This window comes from Paeniglutamicibacter sulfureus, assembly GCF_030512175.1.
Lineage (GTDB): Bacteria > Actinomycetota > Actinomycetes > Actinomycetales > Micrococcaceae > Paeniglutamicibacter > Paeniglutamicibacter sulfureus.
The window spans coordinates 1,910,695-1,928,658 of the sequence record NZ_JAULBL010000002.1 but is presented as its reverse complement, the minus strand read 5'-3'; the positions used below and the strand labels follow the sequence as shown (position 1 = coordinate 1,928,658).

The 17,964-nt window shown below is 63.0% G+C and carries 19 protein-coding genes; 9 read left to right on the top strand and 10 right to left on the bottom strand.

Annotated features, from left to right (window positions below; all coding sequences use genetic code 11):
- Window positions 1–218: 218 nt before the first annotated feature.
- Both Q2T94_RS15555 and Q2T94_RS15550 read left to right on the top strand, forming a co-directional pair.
- A complete protein-coding gene (locus Q2T94_RS15555) occupies window positions 219–872 on the top strand; it encodes a DUF6318 family protein (protein WP_302265556.1) in 654 nt (217 codons plus the stop codon).
- 406 nt (window positions 873–1,278) lie between these two features.
- Complete coding sequence (locus Q2T94_RS15550) at window positions 1,279–1,818, top strand: hypothetical protein (RefSeq protein ID WP_302265553.1); 540 nt, start codon at window positions 1,279–1,281, stop codon at window positions 1,816–1,818.
- A 331-nt stretch (window positions 1,819–2,149) separates the two neighbouring features.
- On the opposite strand, the gene Q2T94_RS15545 is transcribed toward Q2T94_RS15550, so the two are convergent.
- From Q2T94_RS15545 to Q2T94_RS15535, 3 genes are all read right to left on the bottom strand, one after another.
- Window positions 2,150–2,281 carry a putative transporter small subunit gene (locus Q2T94_RS15545; protein WP_264270942.1) on the bottom strand — a complete coding sequence of 44 codons (132 nt, stop codon included), beginning with the start codon at window positions 2,279–2,281 and terminating at the stop codon, window positions 2,150–2,152.
- Between the two features lie 23 nt (window positions 2,282–2,304).
- Entirely contained in the window at window positions 2,305–3,987 is a 1,683-nt protein-coding gene (locus Q2T94_RS15540) for a sodium:solute symporter family protein (protein ID WP_302265549.1), read from the bottom strand.
- Window positions 3,988–4,636: 649 nt separating this feature from the next.
- Window positions 4,637–5,497, bottom strand: a complete 861-nt coding sequence (locus tag Q2T94_RS15535) for a PHP domain-containing protein (protein ID WP_302265547.1) — start codon at window positions 5,495–5,497, stop codon at window positions 4,637–4,639.
- 219 nt (window positions 5,498–5,716) lie between these two features.
- Here Q2T94_RS15535 and Q2T94_RS15530 point away from each other — a divergent pair, with 219 nt between their 5' ends.
- A complete protein-coding gene (locus Q2T94_RS15530; protein WP_264270939.1) occupies window positions 5,717–7,267 on the top strand; it encodes an aminopeptidase P family protein in 1,551 nt (516 codons plus the stop codon).
- Window positions 7,268–7,385: 118 nt separating this feature from the next.
- Here Q2T94_RS15530 and Q2T94_RS15525 read toward each other — a convergent pair whose 3' ends face one another.
- Window positions 7,386–8,264: a YflT domain-containing protein gene (locus tag Q2T94_RS15525; protein ID WP_302265544.1), complete on the bottom strand. Its 879-nt coding sequence runs from the start codon at window positions 8,262–8,264 to the stop codon at window positions 7,386–7,388.
- A gap of 150 nt (window positions 8,265–8,414) precedes the next feature.
- Between Q2T94_RS15525 and Q2T94_RS15520 the strand changes: the two genes are divergently transcribed.
- From Q2T94_RS15520 to Q2T94_RS15510, 3 genes are read left to right on the top strand one after another with little or no spacing between them, the layout of a single operon-like run.
- Entirely contained in the window at window positions 8,415–9,749 is a 1,335-nt protein-coding gene (locus Q2T94_RS15520) for a magnesium transporter MgtE N-terminal domain-containing protein (protein WP_264270937.1), read from the top strand.
- On the top strand, window positions 9,742–10,371 hold the full coding sequence (locus Q2T94_RS15515; RefSeq protein ID WP_264270936.1) for a DUF1003 domain-containing protein: 630 nt from the start codon (window positions 9,742–9,744) through the stop codon (window positions 10,369–10,371). Before Q2T94_RS15520 ends, Q2T94_RS15515 begins: the two co-directional genes overlap by 8 nt.
- On the top strand, window positions 10,368–11,477 hold the full coding sequence (locus Q2T94_RS15510) for an Mrp/NBP35 family ATP-binding protein (RefSeq protein ID WP_302265539.1): 1,110 nt from the start codon (window positions 10,368–10,370) through the stop codon (window positions 11,475–11,477). The genes Q2T94_RS15515 and Q2T94_RS15510 overlap by 4 nt, the downstream gene beginning before the upstream one ends.
- A 222-nt stretch (window positions 11,478–11,699) precedes the next feature.
- Here Q2T94_RS15510 and Q2T94_RS15505 read toward each other — a convergent pair whose 3' ends face one another.
- From Q2T94_RS15505 to sigE, 3 genes are read right to left on the bottom strand one after another with little or no spacing between them, the layout of a single operon-like run.
- Window positions 11,700–12,077 carry a sec-independent translocase gene (locus tag Q2T94_RS15505; protein ID WP_302265537.1) on the bottom strand — a complete coding sequence of 126 codons (378 nt, stop codon included), beginning with the start codon at window positions 12,075–12,077 and terminating at the stop codon, window positions 11,700–11,702.
- 42 nt (window positions 12,078–12,119) lie between these two features.
- On the bottom strand, window positions 12,120–13,019 hold the full coding sequence (locus tag Q2T94_RS15500) for a zf-HC2 domain-containing protein (RefSeq protein WP_302265535.1): 900 nt from the start codon (window positions 13,017–13,019) through the stop codon (window positions 12,120–12,122).
- 3 nt (window positions 13,020–13,022) lie between these two features.
- On the bottom strand, window positions 13,023–13,631 hold the full coding sequence (gene sigE / locus Q2T94_RS15495; RefSeq protein WP_264270970.1) for an RNA polymerase sigma factor SigE: 609 nt from the start codon (window positions 13,629–13,631) through the stop codon (window positions 13,023–13,025).
- Window positions 13,632–13,863: 232 nt separating this feature from the next.
- On the opposite strand from sigE, the gene Q2T94_RS15490 reads away from it, so the two are divergent.
- Window positions 13,864–14,499 (top strand): O-methyltransferase, encoded by a 636-nt coding sequence (locus tag Q2T94_RS15490; protein WP_264270932.1) that lies wholly within the window; start codon window positions 13,864–13,866, stop codon window positions 14,497–14,499.
- A gap of 140 nt (window positions 14,500–14,639) precedes the next feature.
- Here Q2T94_RS15490 and Q2T94_RS15485 read toward each other — a convergent pair whose 3' ends face one another.
- From Q2T94_RS15485 to Q2T94_RS15475, 3 genes are all read right to left on the bottom strand, one after another.
- Window positions 14,640–14,807: a DUF3117 domain-containing protein gene (locus Q2T94_RS15485; RefSeq protein ID WP_264270931.1), complete on the bottom strand. Its 168-nt coding sequence runs from the start codon at window positions 14,805–14,807 to the stop codon at window positions 14,640–14,642.
- Between the two features lie 111 nt (window positions 14,808–14,918).
- Window positions 14,919–15,266 (bottom strand): DivIVA domain-containing protein, encoded by a 348-nt coding sequence (locus Q2T94_RS15480; protein ID WP_302266440.1) that lies wholly within the window; start codon window positions 15,264–15,266, stop codon window positions 14,919–14,921.
- Between the two features lie 47 nt (window positions 15,267–15,313).
- A complete protein-coding gene (locus tag Q2T94_RS15475) occupies window positions 15,314–16,102 on the bottom strand; it encodes an LOG family protein (RefSeq protein ID WP_264270968.1) in 789 nt (262 codons plus the stop codon).
- Between the two features lie 124 nt (window positions 16,103–16,226).
- Between Q2T94_RS15475 and Q2T94_RS15470 the strand changes: the two genes are divergently transcribed.
- Together Q2T94_RS15470 and Q2T94_RS15465 are read left to right on the top strand one after the other, a co-directional pair.
- Complete coding sequence (locus Q2T94_RS15470; RefSeq protein WP_372342943.1) at window positions 16,227–17,003, top strand: amino acid ABC transporter ATP-binding protein; 777 nt, start codon at window positions 16,227–16,229, stop codon at window positions 17,001–17,003.
- A gap of 73 nt (window positions 17,004–17,076) precedes the next feature.
- Entirely contained in the window at window positions 17,077–17,904 is an 828-nt protein-coding gene (locus Q2T94_RS15465) for a glutamate ABC transporter substrate-binding protein (protein ID WP_264270930.1), read from the top strand.
- The last annotated feature ends 60 nt before the right edge of the window (window positions 17,905–17,964 follow it).

Below are 17,964 nucleotides of genomic sequence, written 5' to 3'. Positions count from 1 at the left end.
CGGTCAGCACTCCAGTACGCATCAAACCTCGGTTTCGATCGTTGGAGACGCGCACGGAACCACCCTTGCCTTCCGACGTCCGGGGGCATCTGTCACTGGTCCAATGGCCACCCGAACAGGCACGAAGCCGATAGAACCCTGTGGAAAACGCTCCGAAACCCTCGCGAACGGGCTAGGCTGTCTGCTAATTGACTCCGACCGAATCGTAGGCCTCAGGCATGTTTACGAAAACCAAGCAAGTCATCGTCGCTTTCTCCTCGGGTGCACTACTGCTGGCAGCAGCGGGATGCACCGGTGACGCCGTCCCCGCCGAGCCCACGAGCTCGCCCTCAGTTTCCACGGCCACGGCAACGAGTTCGTCTCCGACGCCATCACCGAGTCCCACAGCGAAACCAACGCCCAAGCCCATTCCCGCTAGCTCCAAGGGGCCAGCGAAGAACTGGCCTGTTCCCAAGATGCCCGAGGCTGCTAAAGTGCGGTCCGAAGCTGGCATCGAAGCGTTCGTCGAGTATTACTACGAGCTCGTGGAGTACACAATCCAATCGAACGATACGAAGCCAATCAAACAGGTTACGAAACGTACGTGTGTCGAGTGCGCGAGCGGATTCATTGATCCCTTCGACAACAATAAGAAGGCTGGATCTTGGCTTGCTGGCGCAAATTTTGGCGTCAATGTCACGAAAAGCATATTGCAGCCAAAGAATGGAGTCGCCCTTTATACCTCCACTCAAGCTGAGATGGTGGCGTATATGAGCGACGGGACAAGACAAGGTGTATTTGCCGCGAGTGACGAGCCATTTGCAGCAACGATACTGCTCAGTTGGGATGACGGGTGGTCGGTAGAGACACTTGAGTACTTGGACGTGAAGTGAAATGTTCAGCCGACAATGCGGCAGAGTCATCATTCTTGTTCTAGCAATATCGGTTTTCAGCATGTCGCTCCCACCGCCTGCACAGGCGAGGGCAAGGTGCGTTGAGTACACGAACATAGGTGGTCGTCAGATGACTGTCGCAGTTGCCTGCCCGCCCACGAATGTCGAAAACTCCTCGAGCTTCGCCAACATGCCTGGGAAATCGAAGACGATATCGAACGGGCCGAAACTTCGGTACAACGTCAAGTACTACAGTGAGTGCACTCCCGATCTAACGCTGGTTAGCTCCTGTGACGCGATTTCAGATCCGACATGCGCCGACGGAGGCTATCGAACCGTCAGGACAATTCGAGCAGTCAACGGGCCACGCGCAGGTCAAGTTATATCGGTGACACAATATTGCCAAATGGAACCGCCTACAGAAATTCCCGGTGCTGAGGACGACATTGCCAAGGTTACCCTCACTGACTTTCGAAAACTGAGCATCCTTGCCTCTATTATCGTCAGCCAGCCGGAGAGCTTTTCTCTGCGCAATGGACATGCCCATATGTATGCAAAAGCTGAAACTCAAAACTTCGCTGTGACAATTTTCGATCAGAACGTACGAATCAGGGCGATACCGGTTTCCTACATTTGGTCTTACGGAGACGGTACCTCGCGAACGCTAAACTTTCCCGGCGGTGCTATGGTCCAGCGCAGTTTTGATGAACCGACCAGCACAAGTCACGTCTATAGTGAAACGGGAGATTTCCGGGTCGGGCTGACTACCCGTTTCCGCGGGGAGTACTCAACCGAAGGTGGACCGTGGACACCGGTCCCAGGCGTTGCAAACGTATTGAGCGAACAAGTCATGATGAGCGTGTGGCGCACTAAGAAGATCCTCGTGGCAGAGAACTGCAGCCAAGCCTCGGACGCTCCCGGGTGCGCTTCACTCTTCGACAGGTAACATGCCGACCACTGGCAGCAGGAACTTCCGTGGCGAATTCCGGTACGGCCCCCGTATCGGCAAAGGGGAAAATTAGAGCCGCTCACGTTGTTAATGATCAGATCTTGCAGCGAAAGTGCCGTGCTTGTCATCAATGTTGATGATGGCTGCCCGGGTCTTTGGCCAGTGGTGGTTCATCGAGGCGGATGAGCAACGTCGATAGGCCAAAGCGGCAAAACCTACGTCAAAAGCGAAAAGTGCGGGGAGTCTGCCACTGTCACTGGCAGACTCCCCGCACCTGAACTAGCTGGAAACGCAGTCGGCCCTCTGGCCGACGCCGTCTCCCGCCGTCCTAAACCATGCCTCGGCCCTCAGCGCGCGCCTGGCGCCATTCCCGGTAGAACGCCCGCACGATGACGAATAGCGTTCCGCCAACGACCAGGGGCCAGATCAAGACATATACGGTCAACCAAAAAACACTCATGACAGTCTCCTCTTTCCTTGTCTCTACTTCGAAGTGGCTAGGTGGTCGGAATCGCTCGTGATCGTCTCGACGGGGTCGAAGTCACCGACACGGTCCTTGATGGTGCTGAAGTCGAACTTTTGCTTGGAACGCACCGACATGAGGTAGCAGACAACCGTCGAGACCGAATAGGCGACCAGCGAGCCGCTGAGCACGGCGTATTCGTGCAGGACACCGAAGGCAAACGGCGAGACGATGACGATTGCTGCGATACCAATGATCCGGGCAATTTTCAGCCCGAAGAATCCGAAACTCATCAGTCCCAGTACCACGCCAACTCCGACGATGGAAACGACGTCCACGACGTAGCCGGTCAGACCGGACATCGAGATCCATTCGAAGCGCACCGGCAGGAAAACTGCTAGGGCAGTCAGTGAGGAGACGGTGAAGGCCATGTTGGTGACCTTTTTCCAGTAGAAGCTCGCAATGACCGGGAACACCAGCGCACCCCAGAGCGCGCCGACGAAGACCAAGAGGTCAAGGATGTTCATCTTCCCGCTCGCAAAGAACAAGCCGGCTGCGGTGGCCAGAATCATCGTTATCCGGCCGACCAGCAGCATCGTCTTCGGATTGGCCTTCCTCTTGCCAACGGACTGGCCGTAGATGTCGGCCATTGCGATTGACGAAAGAGCAGCCAGGTCGGAATCAGCCGTGGAGGAAAGCGATCCCAGGATCATGATGAAGAAAACACACAACAGGACCGGGCCAAGGTAGGTAACGGCCATCTGCGGAATAAGGTTGTTGGTGTCCCCGTCAATCGGGGTGATGCCTGCGTACAAGGCGATGACACCGAGCATGCCGAATCCGATAATCGTTGCACCGTAGCCAATCGTCGCCGTGATGAAGGTCGGCTTGATCAGGTCTTCACGAACTGCGAAGAGACGCTGGGCGATCGTCTGGTTACCGATAGCGTACGCCAACACAGCCGCGATGTACGGCGCACCCTGGTTCATGAACGCATCGGAAGAGAAGAAGTCGCTCTGCTGAGCCGTGAGGTTTGAGGCGCCTGTTTCAAAGAGACCCGGGCCTCCGGCGGCGAAGAAGATCACCGGAATAATGACCACCACGGCACCGAGCATCGCCACGACTTGGGCAAAATCGGTGAGCACCGATGCCCTGAACCCGGACCACAGGGTGTAAAGCAGGATCCCTGCAGCCACCGCGATGATGCCCTGGCGGAAACTAAAGGGAGAGAGCAACGCGATGAGTGCGCCACCGGCAATGAAGTTGGAGGTCAGCGAAATGACGCTACCGAGGATGTTGGATCCGGCCAGCATGAGTTGGCTGGAACGACCATGGCGGGCATACATGACCTCGGCAAGGGTGTGTGCCTTTGGCGCTACCGCACGGATCCTCCGGCCGAAGGGGTAGATGAATAGAATCATCAATGCTCCCCAAAGACCGTAGTGAATCGGCCCGGAAATGCCATAGGTATAACCCGATGTCGCGGAGGCGTACATCGAGGATGCCCAGATCCATGTGGCGGTCATGCTCGCCGCGGAAACGCCGAAACCAATTTTGTTTCCGGCTGTCATATAACCGTCGGCGTTTTCTTTCTTTTTGCCAATCATAAGGGACATAACAAATGTCCCCCCGTAAAACAGCACCACCAACCCCAGGACAACCCATCCTGCGAGAAGCTGATAATCCCCGTTTTCGAGATCCATATCCATCCTCTCATCGTAGGAATGCCGCCGGCAACAATTCCTAATTTGCGCGCTGGCCTACAAGGCACAATTAATCGAATTCGCATACACGAATCGAGCAGACATCCGGCGTGGACGCATTCTGAGCGCGCATAACCACCCGGGCTTCATGCCGGATACTTGGACATCGGACTATGGTCGCAGGGAGGTGTTCCTCACCAGTGCACGACACCGATTTACATCCAAATGACGGCTAAGTTCATGCCGTCGTGGTTGCGAGTTGCTTCGTGAAACGTTGGAACTAAGCTCAACAAAAACATTTCAAACTGCGAAGCAACTACAACGATAGTAGCAGGTGTCCGGGGAAGCTCACCCCGGAGGACGATTACGGACCGATTCCAACTCCGCAATATCCGTGCGTTCACTCGAGCCGTTACGACCATCAACCGAATTATGAATAGCGGAACTCGTAATGTGTTTGCGACTGGATGACCACTTACCGAATAGCTATTGTCCATCCGCCAAGCTCAAAACTAATCAACACCGCAGAACGAGAAAAGTACGCGTCTGACCACCACATCGGCAGCTCAGGAAAGCCCTCACCGGGGATCAAAAAGGCGCACCGCCAGCGTCCCCTCCGGAACGGCAGCGGTGCGCATGATGGGGAAGGCTAGAACAGGTCGGGCATTCCGACCGGTGCGGAGCCGGTCCCGGCTTCCAGAATCCGCTGCAGCATCTCGGGGCTGGTGGTGTTTTCGCCCAGTCGGTTCGGTTTGCCTGTGCCGTGGTAGTCCGAAGACCCGGTGACGATCAAGTCGTGTTCCAGCGCAAGCGCACGCAGGTATTTGCGCCCCTCTTTGGGGTTGTCCCGGTGCTCGATTTCCAGGCCCAACAAACCAGCCTCGATCATCTGCTCGAAGGTCTCCTCCCCCACCACCCGGCCGCGGGCGGAGGCAACCGGGTGTGCAAAGACCGGTACCCCACCGGCATCGCGCACCAGTTTGACCGCGGTCACCGGATCCATGGCGTAGTGGCCCACGTAGTAGCGCGAGCGGGCTGTCAGCACCTCAGCGAACGCCTCGGTACGGGTGCGGACCACACCCGCCGTAACCAGGGCATCGGCAATGTGGGGTCGGCCTATCGTCCCGCCGGGGATCGAGTGGCGGGCGATCAGGTCCCAATCCACCGGATAATCCTCGGCGAGCAACTCCACCATTCGCCGCGCACGGGTAATGCGCGCGTCGCGGGCCTTTTCGATTTCCTCGATCAGTCCCGCATGCGCGGGGTCGTGCAAGTAACAGAGCAGGTGGACGCTGACGCCGGCCTCGGTCTTGCAGGAGATCTCCATGCCCGGGACCAACCCCACGCCGATTTCAAGTGCGGCTTCCCCTGCCGCGGCCCACCCGGACGTCTGGTCGTGGTCGGTCAGCGCCAGCACGTCAAGGCCGGCGGCCTTGGCCGCGGCCACCAATTCGGCGGGGTGCTCCGTCCCGTCGGAAACATGTGAATGAGCATGAAGGTCGATCCGCATGTCTTTCAGGGTAGCCCCTTGGCAGGACAGCGTCGGCAGTGCCCCGCGGTGTTCTTCCGACAACGAACACCCGATGCCGCCCGGCACCTCGATGGGCAGCGGCCAACCACCGCGAAAGCGTGCGGTTCGCGCCAGCAACACAACCAGTCCCCGGCACCGGCACCTCGTTGTTCTCCGGGCGTCTTGGCGTAAGTGTCCGGCCTTTGAGACGATTGGACAATGAGCACTGATGCAACCACCACCACCGGCAGCGACCAGCCCCTCGAAGAGCGCGTGAACAACCGTTCCCAGCGCCCCAACTCCGAGGCATTCAAGAAGTTCATGGCCTCATCATGGGCCCCCGAAAACTCCACGCTTCCGAACGCGGATAAGGTCGCTCCGTATGCGGCCGCCCGCCGCGCAGCGATCTCGGCCAAGTTCCCCGGCGAACGCCTGGTCATTCCCGCCGGGCCGCACAAGGTCAGGTCCAATGACACCGACTACCGATTCCGTCCGCATTCAGGCTTCGCCCACCTCACCGGGCTGGGCCTTGACCACGAGCCGGAAGCCGTCCTGGTGCTGGAACCCACCGAGACGGGCGCGGGCGACAACGGCTCGAACCATGTTTCCACGCTCTACTTCTCCCCGATGGCGGGGCGCGATTCGGAGGAGTTCTACTCCAACGCCCGCACCGGCGAGTTCTGGATCGGACCGCGCCCGACCTTGCCCCTGTTGCAGGCGCGCCTGGGTCTGCCTACCGCCGACCTGACCGGCCTCGAGGTTGCCATCACCAAGGACGCCGGCGTAGTGGAATTCGGCGGCATGCGCATCCGCCTGCTGCGCGAGGTGGACATGAACTGCGACGCGCTCGTCGACACCTCCCGCATCAACACCGGAGTGGACCTGGAAGTCTCTGACTCCCTCGACGGCGAACTCTCCGAGGCACTGAGCGAGATCCGCCTGGTCAAGGACGAGTGGGAAATCGCGGAAATGAAGAAGTCGGTGGCAGCCACGGTCAACGGCTTCCACGACGTCGTCCGCTCGCTGGACCGCGCCATGGGCCACGAACGCGGCGAGCGCGTGGTCGAGGGTGCGTTCTTCGCCCGTGCCCGCGAGGAGGGCAACGACCTGGGGTACGACACCATCGCCGCAGCGGGAAACAACGCCACGGTGCTGCACTGGATCAACAACAACGGCGCCGTCAACGACGGGGACCTGCTGCTGCTGGATGCCGGCGTCGAGGCCGAGTCGCTGTACACCGCCGACGTGACCCGCACCCTGCCGGTCAACGGCAGCTACACCGAGGTGCAGCGCAAGATCTACCAGGCGGTGCTCGACGCCGCCGACGCCGCATTCGCCGTGGCCAAGCCGGGCACCCGTTTCCGCGACCTGCACACTGCCGCGGTGACGGTGCTGGCACAGAACCTCGACGCCTGGGGCCTGTTGCCGGTGACGCTCGAGGAGGCGCTCTCCCCCGAGGGCCAGCAGCACCGCCGCTGGATGCCCCACGGCACCAGCCACCACCTGGGCCTTGACGTGCACGACTGCGCACAGGCCAAGGCCGAGCTGTACCTGGACGGAATCCTCGAGGAGGGCATGGTCTTCACCATCGAGCCCGGCCTGTACTTCAAGAACGAGGACCTGGCCGTGCCGGAGGAATACCGCGGCATCGGCGTGCGCATCGAGGACGATGTGCTCATCACCGCCGACGGCTGCGTGAACCTCTCCGCGGCACTGCCGCGCACCCCGGCCGAGGTCGAGGAATGGATGGCACAGGTCCGGAAGGGCTGATCTGGCCAACCTGCACATAACGCGAAGGCGGCCCTCATCCTCGTTGGAGTGAAGGCCGCCTTCGCGTTTCGTGCCTGTCGGGCTTGCCGCCCTGGGCCGCCTGGTGCGGGGCCGCCGGCTAGAGGTGCTTGCCGTGTTCCGGGTGCTTGGCATCCTCCGGCGTGGATTCCCCGCTTGCGCTCCCGGCACCCGTTTCGCGATCCGCGTCCCCGGTGACATCTGTCGATTCGGTTTCCGCGGCAGCGGGCGCGGCTGCCGGCGTGTCGGCTGCAGGCGCCGCCGGGGCCTCGGCCACCGGGGCCGCAGCCGGCGGCTGGTTTTCCTGGATCCGGATGCCGAATTGCGGGCGCCCGTCGGGCAAGTCCGAGTAGCTGCCCGACGTCGGGGCGCTGGCGCCCGGCTCAGCGGGCGCCGCGGGAGCTCCGGCCTGGACCGGGGGCTGGACCTGGGGCTGTGGCTGCGCCGGCGGGGTGTGTGCGCCCACGCCGTTGTCCGCAGCCATGCGGCTCATGGGCAGGTTGGCCGCCATGGCACGGGCAGCATGTGCGTGCGAGAAAGCCACCACCACGTCGTAGCTGGTGGCCAGCACCTGGGACTGCGAGGCGAAGTCGCGCTTGCCGCGCCGGAACGAGTAGCTCACCACGCCCACCAGCATCCAGATGGCCATGCCGATGCCCACCGAGGACAGGATCTGCGCCAGCGCGTTGGAGCCCGGGCTGAAGATCGTCAGCACCAGCCCCACAAAGACGCCGAACATCGCGCCCTGGGCGGCGCCGGCGGCGGCAACCTTCGGGTAGCTGAGCTTCGCGGTGACCCGCTCCACCGACTTGAGGTCGTTGCCCACGATGGTGAGGTTGGCGACGGGGAAGTCGTGGTCGGCCAGGTAGTCAACCACCTTCTGCGCATCCAGGTACGTGCTGTAGCGGCCCAAAAGCTCGCCGCGCGGCAAGCCGGGCAGGTTCGGGTTGGACGGGGATGCACCAAGTGGGGATGACATATATCCATTGTGCATGCTGCCGCACCCGAACACCTGGCTTGATCGCTGAAGGTGAAAGCGATGCCGCCCACAACCGCGGTTTCACCACGTCGCGCTCAACACATGCACCAAACCGCCAAAGGGTGCACGTCAGGCAGTAGCCTAGAGAGCGTGAGCAGCAATTCTACGAAGGTCTTCATCGCACGCCTGCTGGGCCTGGACGTCTTCGACCCGCTGGGCGACCGCCTGGGCCGGTTGCGCGACGTCGTGGTCGTTTCCCGCCTGGCCACCAAGCCCGCCCAGTGCGTCGGCGTGGTCGTCGAGGTGCCCGGCAAACGACGCGTCTTCGTGCCCATGACCCGCATCCAGGCCATGGAGTCGGGGCAGATCATCTGTTCCGGCCTGGTGAACATGCGCCGCTTCCAGCAGCGCGGCGCGGAGATCCTGGTGGCTGCGGAGCTCTTCGACAGGCGCGTGGTGTTCGCCGACGGCTCCGGCAACGCGGTGGTCGAGGACATCGGGCTGGCCCGGGAACGCAACGGCGACTGGATCATCTCCGACTACTACGTGCGCCGCGGAGACCCCGCCGGCGGTCTGCTGGGCCTGCGCCGGGCGCGCGGCGAGCGGCTGCTGGTGCCCTGGGACGCGATCGTGCACACCGCGCTGCACGAACCGCAGGCAGCCAGCACCTATGTCGCGGCCCACGACGAGATGAAGCCCGCCGACTTCGCCGACGCGCTGCACGAGATGAACCAAAAGCGCCGCGTCGAGGTCGCCTCCGAACTCCAGGACGAGCGGCTGGCCGACGTGCTGCAGGAGATGCCGGACGACGAACAGGTGCAGATCATTTCCGCCCTGGACATGGAACGCGCCGCCGACGTGCTGGAGGAAATGGACCCCGACGACGCCGCCGACCTGTTGGGCGAGCTCTCCGAGGACACCAAGCACGCACTGCTGGAATTGATGGAGCCCGAGGAGGCGCGCGACGTGCGCCGCCTGCTCGAGTACGCAGAGGGCACCGCCGGGTCGATGATGACCCCGGTCCCGGTGATCCTCTCCCCCGAGGCCACCGTCGCCGAGGCCCTGGCCTCGGTGCGCCGCGAGGAGCTGAGCCCCGCGCTGGCCTCCACGGTCTTCGTCACCCGGCCCCCGCTGGAGACCCCCACCGGCCGCTACCTGGGCGCCGTGCACATCCAGGCACTGCTGCGCACCCCGCCGCCGGAGTCCCTGGGCAACATCCTGGACTCCGACGTCGAACCCATCGACGACCAGGCGGGGGTCGCCGACGTCGCCCGCACCCTGGCCAGCTACAACCTCACCTCGCTGGCCGTGGTGAACGACGACGGGCGCCTGGTCGGCGCGGTGACCGTCGATGACGTGCTTGACCACCTGCTGCCCGATGACTGGCGCACCCACGACGACCATCCCGACGACGCCGCACCCGATGCCCCGGCACCGTCCATCGGCACCGACCTACCACCCCTGAACGGAGGTTCCCATGGCTGAGAAGCGCCAGGCCTCGACAGGCCTCGACACCCCCATGTCCGCCCGCAACCGCTTCTTCCCGCGCTTTGCCCCCAACCCCGACAGGTTTGGGTCCAGCACCGAGAAATTCGCGCGCTTCATGGGCACCCCGCAGTTCCTGTTCTACATGACCATCTTCTGCGTGTTCTGGCTGATCTGGAACACGCTGGCACCGGAGGGCTGGCGCTTCGACTCCGCGGCACTGGGCTTCACGGCGCTGACGCTGATGCTCTCGCTGCAGGCCTCCTACGCCGCCCCGCTGCTGCTGCTGGCGCAGAACCGGCAGGACGACCGCGACCGGGTATCGCTGACCGAGGACCGCGGGCGGGCCGAACGCAACCTCTCAGACACCGAGTACCTCACCCGCGAGCTCGCCGCCCTGCGCATCGCCCTGCGCGACGTGGCAACCCGCGACTACGTTCGCTCCGAATTGCGCTCGGCCCTCGAGGACCTGCTGGAAACCACCGACGGCGAGGAACTGAACCTCCGCGCCAAGACCACCAAGCGGCGCGACCGCAGCTCGACCAACACCGGGCTCATCCCGCAGGTGCCCCCGCGGGCACCTGGCCGCCGGTCGCGCCCCCGGAGGAACGACACGCCATGACCCTCGAGCCCCGGCTCCTTGAAGCACTCTCCGCCGTCCAGGACCCCGAACTGCGCCGGCCCATCACCGAGCTCGGCATGGTCGAATCCGCCATCCTGTCCGGGGGCACCGCACGGGTCACGGTGCTGCTGACCATCGCCGGCTGCCCGATGCGCTCCACCATTGAAAACGACGTCGCGGCCGCCCTGTCCGCGGTGCCCGGCGTCGGCCGCGTCGAGGTCGCCCTCGGGGTCATGAGCCCCGAGCAGCGCGCGGCCCTGCGCGAGTCGCTCAAAAGCCGCTCCGTCCCGTTCTCGGACCCGGCCTCGCTGACCCGCGTGATCGCGATCGCCAGCGGCAAGGGCGGGGTCGGCAAGTCCTCGCTGACCGCCAACCTGGCCTGCGCCATGGCCGCCGACGGGCTGCGCGTCGGGCTCATCGACGCCGACGTGCACGGCTTTTCCATCCCCGGGCTGCTGGGCATCCCCGGGGCCAAGCCGACCCGCGTGGATGAGATGATCCTGCCGCCGGTGGCCCACGGGGTGAAGGTCATTTCCATCGGCATGTTCATCGACGACAACAAGCCGGTGATCTGGCGCGGCCCGATGCTGCACCGCGCGCTGGAGCAATTCCTGACCGATGTGCACTTCGGGGACCTGGACGTGCTGCTGTTGGACCTGCCCCCGGGCACCGGGGACATCGCCATCTCCGTCTCCCAGCTTCTGCCTGGTTCCGAGCTGGTGGTGGTCACCACCCCGCAGGCGGCGGCGGCCCAGGTCGCCGAGCGCGCCGGGTCGATCGCCGTCCAGACCGGACAGAAGGTCGTGGGCGTCATCGAGAACATGAGCGCCATGGTGCTGCCCGACGGGTCGCTTCTGGAGATCTTCGGTTCCGGCGGCGGGGCGGAACTCGCGCAGCGCCTGTCGCTGGTGCTGGACACCGAGGTCCCGCTGCTGGGGCAAGTCGCACTTGACCCGCTGCTGCGAGTCGGGGGCGATACCGGTGTGCCACTGGTGCTTTCCCACCCGGACTCCCCCGCCGCCGCACAGATCATCGAGATGGCCCGCGGCCTCACGCACCGCCCACGCGGCCTGGCAGGACTGAAGCTGGGCGTCACCCCGCGCTAGGAGCCCCGGTCCCCACGACCGGCCCTTGGCAGCCGCAGCCGGACACTCAGCACCCCGGCGTGATCGCATGCCCTGCCCGACGCTTCCTGCCGGCCTCGAGGCCCGGACAGTTCCACGACAGGCCCGGACAGTTCCCGGACAGGTCCCGGACAACACAAAAGGCGGCCTCCCCCGAAGGATGCCGCCTGGAGTGCCTGCCGTGGTTACGCTACCGGGCTTGGGCTACGTTGCCTCGCTGTCAAAGGGCGCCGGCTCGTGCGGGGCCAGCGGGGCAACCTTCGCAGTGGTCACCGAACGCTGCCGCGCGACCGGGGCTTCCTTCACGGCCGACACCGCGTCCTCGAAGTCCTCGAGTAGCGCGTCCTTGATGATCCTGCGCGGGTCGTATTGGCGCGGGTCAAGCTTGCGCCAGTCCATGTCGGCGATGTCGTCGCCGACTTCCTCGCGCAACTGCTCCTTGGCACCGGTGGCCATGCGGCGCAGTTCCTTGACCAGGCGCGCCAGTTGCGCGGCATACTCCGGCAGTTTCTCGGGTCCCAGAATAACCACCGCGAGCACCGCAAGCACCAGCAGTTCACTGCCATTGATTCCCAAAAACACCCTTGTAGACTACCTGCTTTCGAGCTGCGATGAGGCCATTGCCTATTTGAAGTCCAAAACCATGAGGCGGGAGAAGCCCCGCAGCAGGCGTTGCGATAATTTCTCGGTGGAGGGATCCAGCGACACGATGCGCGTATGTTCACCGACCACCAGCCGCTGCAGGACCTGTTCCACGTCGGCCTTGGACATGTCGGAGGAAACTTCGTACCTCACGTCTTCCATGTTCAGTGTGGCGGTTCCCCCAGCATACGTGACGGCGGCAGCCGCCTTGGCACCCAGGCGACGGCCCAGCTCGGTCAGCATGCCGGAGGTCGGATCGGTGCTGGTCGAAGCGGCCTTCGTGGTCTGCAGCGGCGCCTTCACGGCACTGGCCAGGGTGCGCGTCTCGGCCAGCTCCACGGTGTGTTCCTCGTCGCTGAGCACCAGCGTCACCGTCGCCTCGCCGCCCACCAGCACCCCGCTGGCGGAGGTAAGGGTGAACCCCGCAGCTTCAATGACCGGGCAGGTCCAACCGGCCTGGCGCAATTGGGTGATGGTATCCGTATCCAGGGTGCGGGCCGAGGCGTTCCAGGACTCCGCCGGATCGCCCTTGGAGGCACCCTGCGCGGCCTGTGCACCCAGGACCCAGGACATCGCCGCGATCGTGCCCACCAGGGCGAAGACCAGCAACAACACCACCATGGGAACGAATCCGTTCGTCCGGGAACCTCGCGCACCGCGCTCGTGGGGCAGCGCGTAGTGGGCACCGAGCAGGGTCTGGGCGTTCAGCGGCACGGCGGGACTTTCGGCGGTCTTCGGCGCGGAAACAGGGCCGCGCTGCCAGGTGTTCAACGCAGCCGAGCACGCGGCGCAACCCGGGACGTGCTTCTCCAGGGCCTTGGCGCGACGACCGTTCAGCCGGCCGCCCACGTAGTCGCCCATCCAGCGTTCATACCGATGCATGCCCTAGCGCACTCCCGGGATCGTCCGCCGGATCTTGGGCAAGGCCCTGGTGGCTGCGGGCCTGGTGGCCGGATTGCGGTGCGCCAGTTTTTCGCGCAGCATCCCACGGCCACGGTGGATGCGGGAGCGAACAGTGCCGAGCTTGACGTTCAGCGCCTCGGAGACTTCTTCGTAGGACAGACCCTCGAGGTCGCACAGGACCACTGCCGCCCGGAATTCGGGACTTAGCCCGTCGAGTGCGGCCTGGACGTCAATATCCAGGTTGTTGTATTCAAAGCTGCGTTCCGGTCCGGGTGCGGTCCCGGGGATCTTGGCCTCGGCGTCCTCGGCAAGCCCGTCAAAGCGGATGCGGGACTTGCGCCGCGCCTGGTCCAGGAACAGGTTCGTGGTGATGCGGTGCAGCCAGCCCCCGATGGTTCCCGGGGTGAAGGTATGCAGCGAGCGGAAGACCCTCACGAAGGTTTCCTGCGCCAGGTCCTCTGCGTCCTGCCGGTTGCCCGTCAGGCGGTATGCCAGGCGGTAGACGCGCGGCGAGTGGTCCTTGACGATTTCGTCCCACGTCGGCACTTCGAGTTCGGCAGGCTCGTCGAGGGAGCGTACGTCGCTGGCCAAGGAGAAATTCGATGCGTTCACGTCCACAAGTCTCGCGCAGGCTCCTGAGCGGAAGCTGAAAGCAACCTGTGCCGCTTCAATGTTTCGGTTTCACCCCTGACAGGGCCCGGCACAAGGATAGGATGGGGGCTGGCGGTGTCAGCTGGGATGCCGTCCCTTGCCACTGTCGCCTCCGGGTCGGGGCAAGGCCACCAGCCCGCAACGCACCACTCGAAGGATTTGCCGCACAACCATGAACCTGGACATCTTTAGCAGCTGGACATACGCGCAGGCCCAGACCCAGGAAGATGCGGTGCTGGAGCGGGCCCGCGAGCGCGGCCGCGAGCTGGGTGTGGAGTCCGTGGGAGCGGCCACGGCCAATTTCCTCTCCGTCCTGGCCGCCATCTCCGGCGCCAGGAACATGGTGGAAATCGGCACCGGCGTCGGGGTCTCGGGCACCAGCCTGCTGCGCGGGGCGGGGAAGCATTCCGCGCTGACGACGATTGACATCGATGTCGACCATCTGGCCGCCGCCCGCGCCGCCTTCCACGAAGCGGGGGTCGACGGGTCACGCACCCGCGCCATTTCGGGCCGCGCGCAGGCAGTGCTGCCCCGCCTCACCGACGGTGCCTACGACCTGGTGTTCATCGATGCGGACAAGACGCACCTCATGGAGTACGTCAACCAGGGCATCCGCTTGGTCAAGGTCGGCGGCCTGGTCATCGTGCACGACGCCTTCGACCAGCATCGCGTTCCCAAGCCGGCCGTGCGCCAGCCCAGCACCGTGGCCACGCGCAATGCGACCCGCGTACTGCGTGAGGATGAGCGCTTTGTCAGCTCCCTGGTCCCCACCGGGCTCGGCCTCCAGCTCGCCGCCCGCATCGGCTAGCGAGCACCCCGCACCACGGGAGCCCGCGAAGTGCCACAGGGAGTCCCGCCCCTTGGTTTCGACCGCAGCCCGACACACCAAGGGGCGGGCACTGGCCGTATCGGCCAAGTCCCCGCCCCGCAGCATTCCGACACCAAGTCCTACTCGGTGGCACCTACCAAGCAATCGCGCAGCTCGGCGGCCTCGTCGGCATTGAGCTCAACAACCAGACGTCCGCCACCGTCAATCGGTACGCGCATGATCAGGCTACGGCCTTCCTTCGTGACCTCCATCGGACCATCCCCGGTACGTGGTTTCATCGCAGCCATTAGCGCTGTTCCCTTTCATTTGAGGTAAAGGATTTTTTGGGCCTTCACCCGGTGGTGAGTTAATCGGCGAACCCGGAAATTCTTGATCCGCTTTCAACTTGCTACGTTCCATTATTCCGAAGAATGGCTCGTGTTGCTAATCACAAGCCCTTTTCCGTGTGCCGCGATGACCTCATGCAACCGAGAAATCTCGGCCGAAAGGACATCGAGGACCTCATCAACCTGGTCGCATCGATATCCGCGGAGCCCCAGCGAAAAGCTCACGTTCTCGACATCCTCGGCGCTCGGCCGCTCGGGCAGAAGCACCGGCGGCAGACTGGCCACCGGCTCGACCAGCCCTTGGATCGGGACGTTGAAGGGCTCAAACCGTCGCCCGTCCTGGCCCGCGCGGGTCCGCCGGACTCCAACACCAATCAACACTGCGGCACCGAGTATGACGATGGCGACCACCAGCAGCATGTAAACCAACTTGCGCTCCTCAGTAGTTTGCGATCGGCCGTCGGGTCTTAGTCCCCTGCGACAAAGCCATTGGGCCTGGCCGAATTAACAACAATATCCACAGCTTCTTCGACGTCGTCGGTGATGTGAACCAAGTCAAGGTCTGAAACGGAAATAGCGCCTTCCACCGCAACGGTGTTTCGCAGCCATTCCAAAAGCGGGCTCCAATATGCGATGCCGACCAAAACAATGGGGAATCCGGTCACCTTTTCGGTTTGCACCAAGGTCAGCGCCTCAAAGAGTTCATCCAATGTTCCATAACCGCCAGGCAAGACGATGAACCCTTGTGAGTACTTGACGAACATTGTTTTTCTTGCGAAGAAGTAGCGGAAGTTGATTCCGAGGTCGACCCACTCGTTGAGTCCGGTTTCGAAGGGCAGCTCAATACCCAGGCCGACCGAAATGCCGCCGGCGGCAACCGCACCCTTGTTTGCTGCCTCCATGGCCCCGGGGCCGCCACCGGTTATCACTGCCACCCCGGCGGCCGCAATGAGCTCGCCGATCTTCTCGGCTTGGTTGTAGCGCTCCGACCCACGCGGAGTGCGGGCGGAGCCGAAGACGCTGATCGCCGGCCCCAAACCGGCAAGGGCGCCGAATCCTTCAACGAATTCACTCTGGATGCGCAAAACTCGCCACGGATCGGAGTGGGTGAAATCCTGATCCTCGCGCGTATCAAGAAGATAGGCATCCGACTGCTCGGTTTTGGCTTGCGAGCGACGCAACACCACCGAACCTTTTCGGCGTGCCGGATCGGGCAGGGAATCAAAGCTCTTCGATTGCGAATTCTGGCGATGCATGCCCTCCACTGTAATGGCAATTCCCGGTCCGACCGGCCGCGTCACGGCCCCTTTAGGCAAAGATTTGGCATCGACTGGCCAAATGATGGTCGTGAAGCGCGTCACTTCGGATAGTGTTCTTGTCATGAGCACTGATTCCCACTCGAATAGCGCTAACCCGGACCTGACTCCCATCGTCAGGCTCTCCGGGGTAAACAAGCACTATGGCCACCTCCATGTTCTACAGAACATCAACCTTGAAGTCAGCAAGGGAGAAGTCGTCGTCGTACTGGGCCCATCCGGTTCGGGGAAGTCGACCTTATGCCGCACCATCAATCGACTCGAAACCATCGATACCGGATCCATCGAAATCGATGGCAAGGTGTTGCCCGAAGAAGGCAAAATGCTGGCCAAGCTGCGTGCAGACGTCGGCATGGTGTTCCAGTCATTTAATCTCTTTGCACACAAAACCATTCTGGAGAATGTCACCTTGGGCCCGATCAAGGCCAAGGGGATGAAGAAGTCGGATGCCGACAAGCTCGCGATGTCCCTGCTTGAACGCGTCGGTGTTGCCAACCAGAAGGACAAGCTCCCCGCACAGCTTTCTGGTGGCCAGCAGCAACGCGTGGCCATTGCCCGCGCACTCGCCATGCGTCCGAAGGTCATGCTCTTTGACGAGCCGACGTCTGCCTTGGACCCCGAAATGATCAACGAAGTCCTTGACACGATGATTGGCCTCGCCAAGGAAGGCATGACGATGATCGTGGTGACCCATGAGATGGGATTCGCCCGAAAGGCCGCCGACCGCGTGATTTTCATGGCCGATGGCCTGATCGTCGAGGAATCCACCCCCGATAAGTTCTTCACCAATCCGGAGAGTGCGCGGGCCAAGGATTTCCTCGGCAAGCTCATCACCAACTAAAGACGTTCAACGACACTCTTACTTCGATGGATGGGAAACTCGCTCTCATCCTTGATCACAACAAGGAGAAACGATGCGTAAGTCTCGCATTTCAGCAGTAGCAGCCATGGCAGCAGCCGGGGCCTTGGCCCTGACCGGTTGTGGCGGATCCGGCGGCGAAACCGCCGATGGTGACACTATCAAGATCGGCATCAAGTTCGACCAGCCAGGTCTCGGCTTCAAGGACGGCGAGGCCTACACAGGTTTCGACGTCGATGTCGCCAAGTACGTTGCCAATGAACTTGGCTTCGCGGAAGACAAGATCGAATGGGTCTCCGCCCCGTCTGCAAACCGCGAAACCCTGCTGGAAACCAAGCAGCTCGACATGATCTTCGCGACCTACTCGATCACCGACACCCGCAAGGAGCGCGTGGCCTTCGCCGGCCCCTACTTCGTCGCCGGCCAGGACCTCTTGGTCCGCCAGGACGACTCCTCCATCACCGGCCCGGAGACCTTGACCGGCAAGAAGCTTTGCTCGGTGACGGGTTCGACTTCGGCACAGAAGGTCTCCGACTCCTACCCCGGCGTGGCGCTGGTTGAACAGGGCGGCTACGCCGACTGCCTCGGACTGCTGGAAACCGGTGGCATCGACGCAGTCACCACCGATGACATCATCCTGGCCGGCCTTGCTGCCACCGAGGCCAACAAGGGCAAGTTCAAGGTTGTGGGCAACACCTTCTCCGAGGAGAAGTACGGTGTAGGCCTGAGCAAGGACGCCACCACCTGCGCCGACATCAACACCGCCATCACCAAGATGATCGAATCCGGCGAATGGGAAAAGGCGCTTCAGGCCAACACAGAGGGCACCGGCTACACGCCCAACGCCGAAATGAACCCTCCGAAGCCCGAAGCCTGCGCCTAGACACTGATCGTTCTCACAGGTCCCATCCGGCGCGCGATCCGCGCCGGATGGGACCTACCT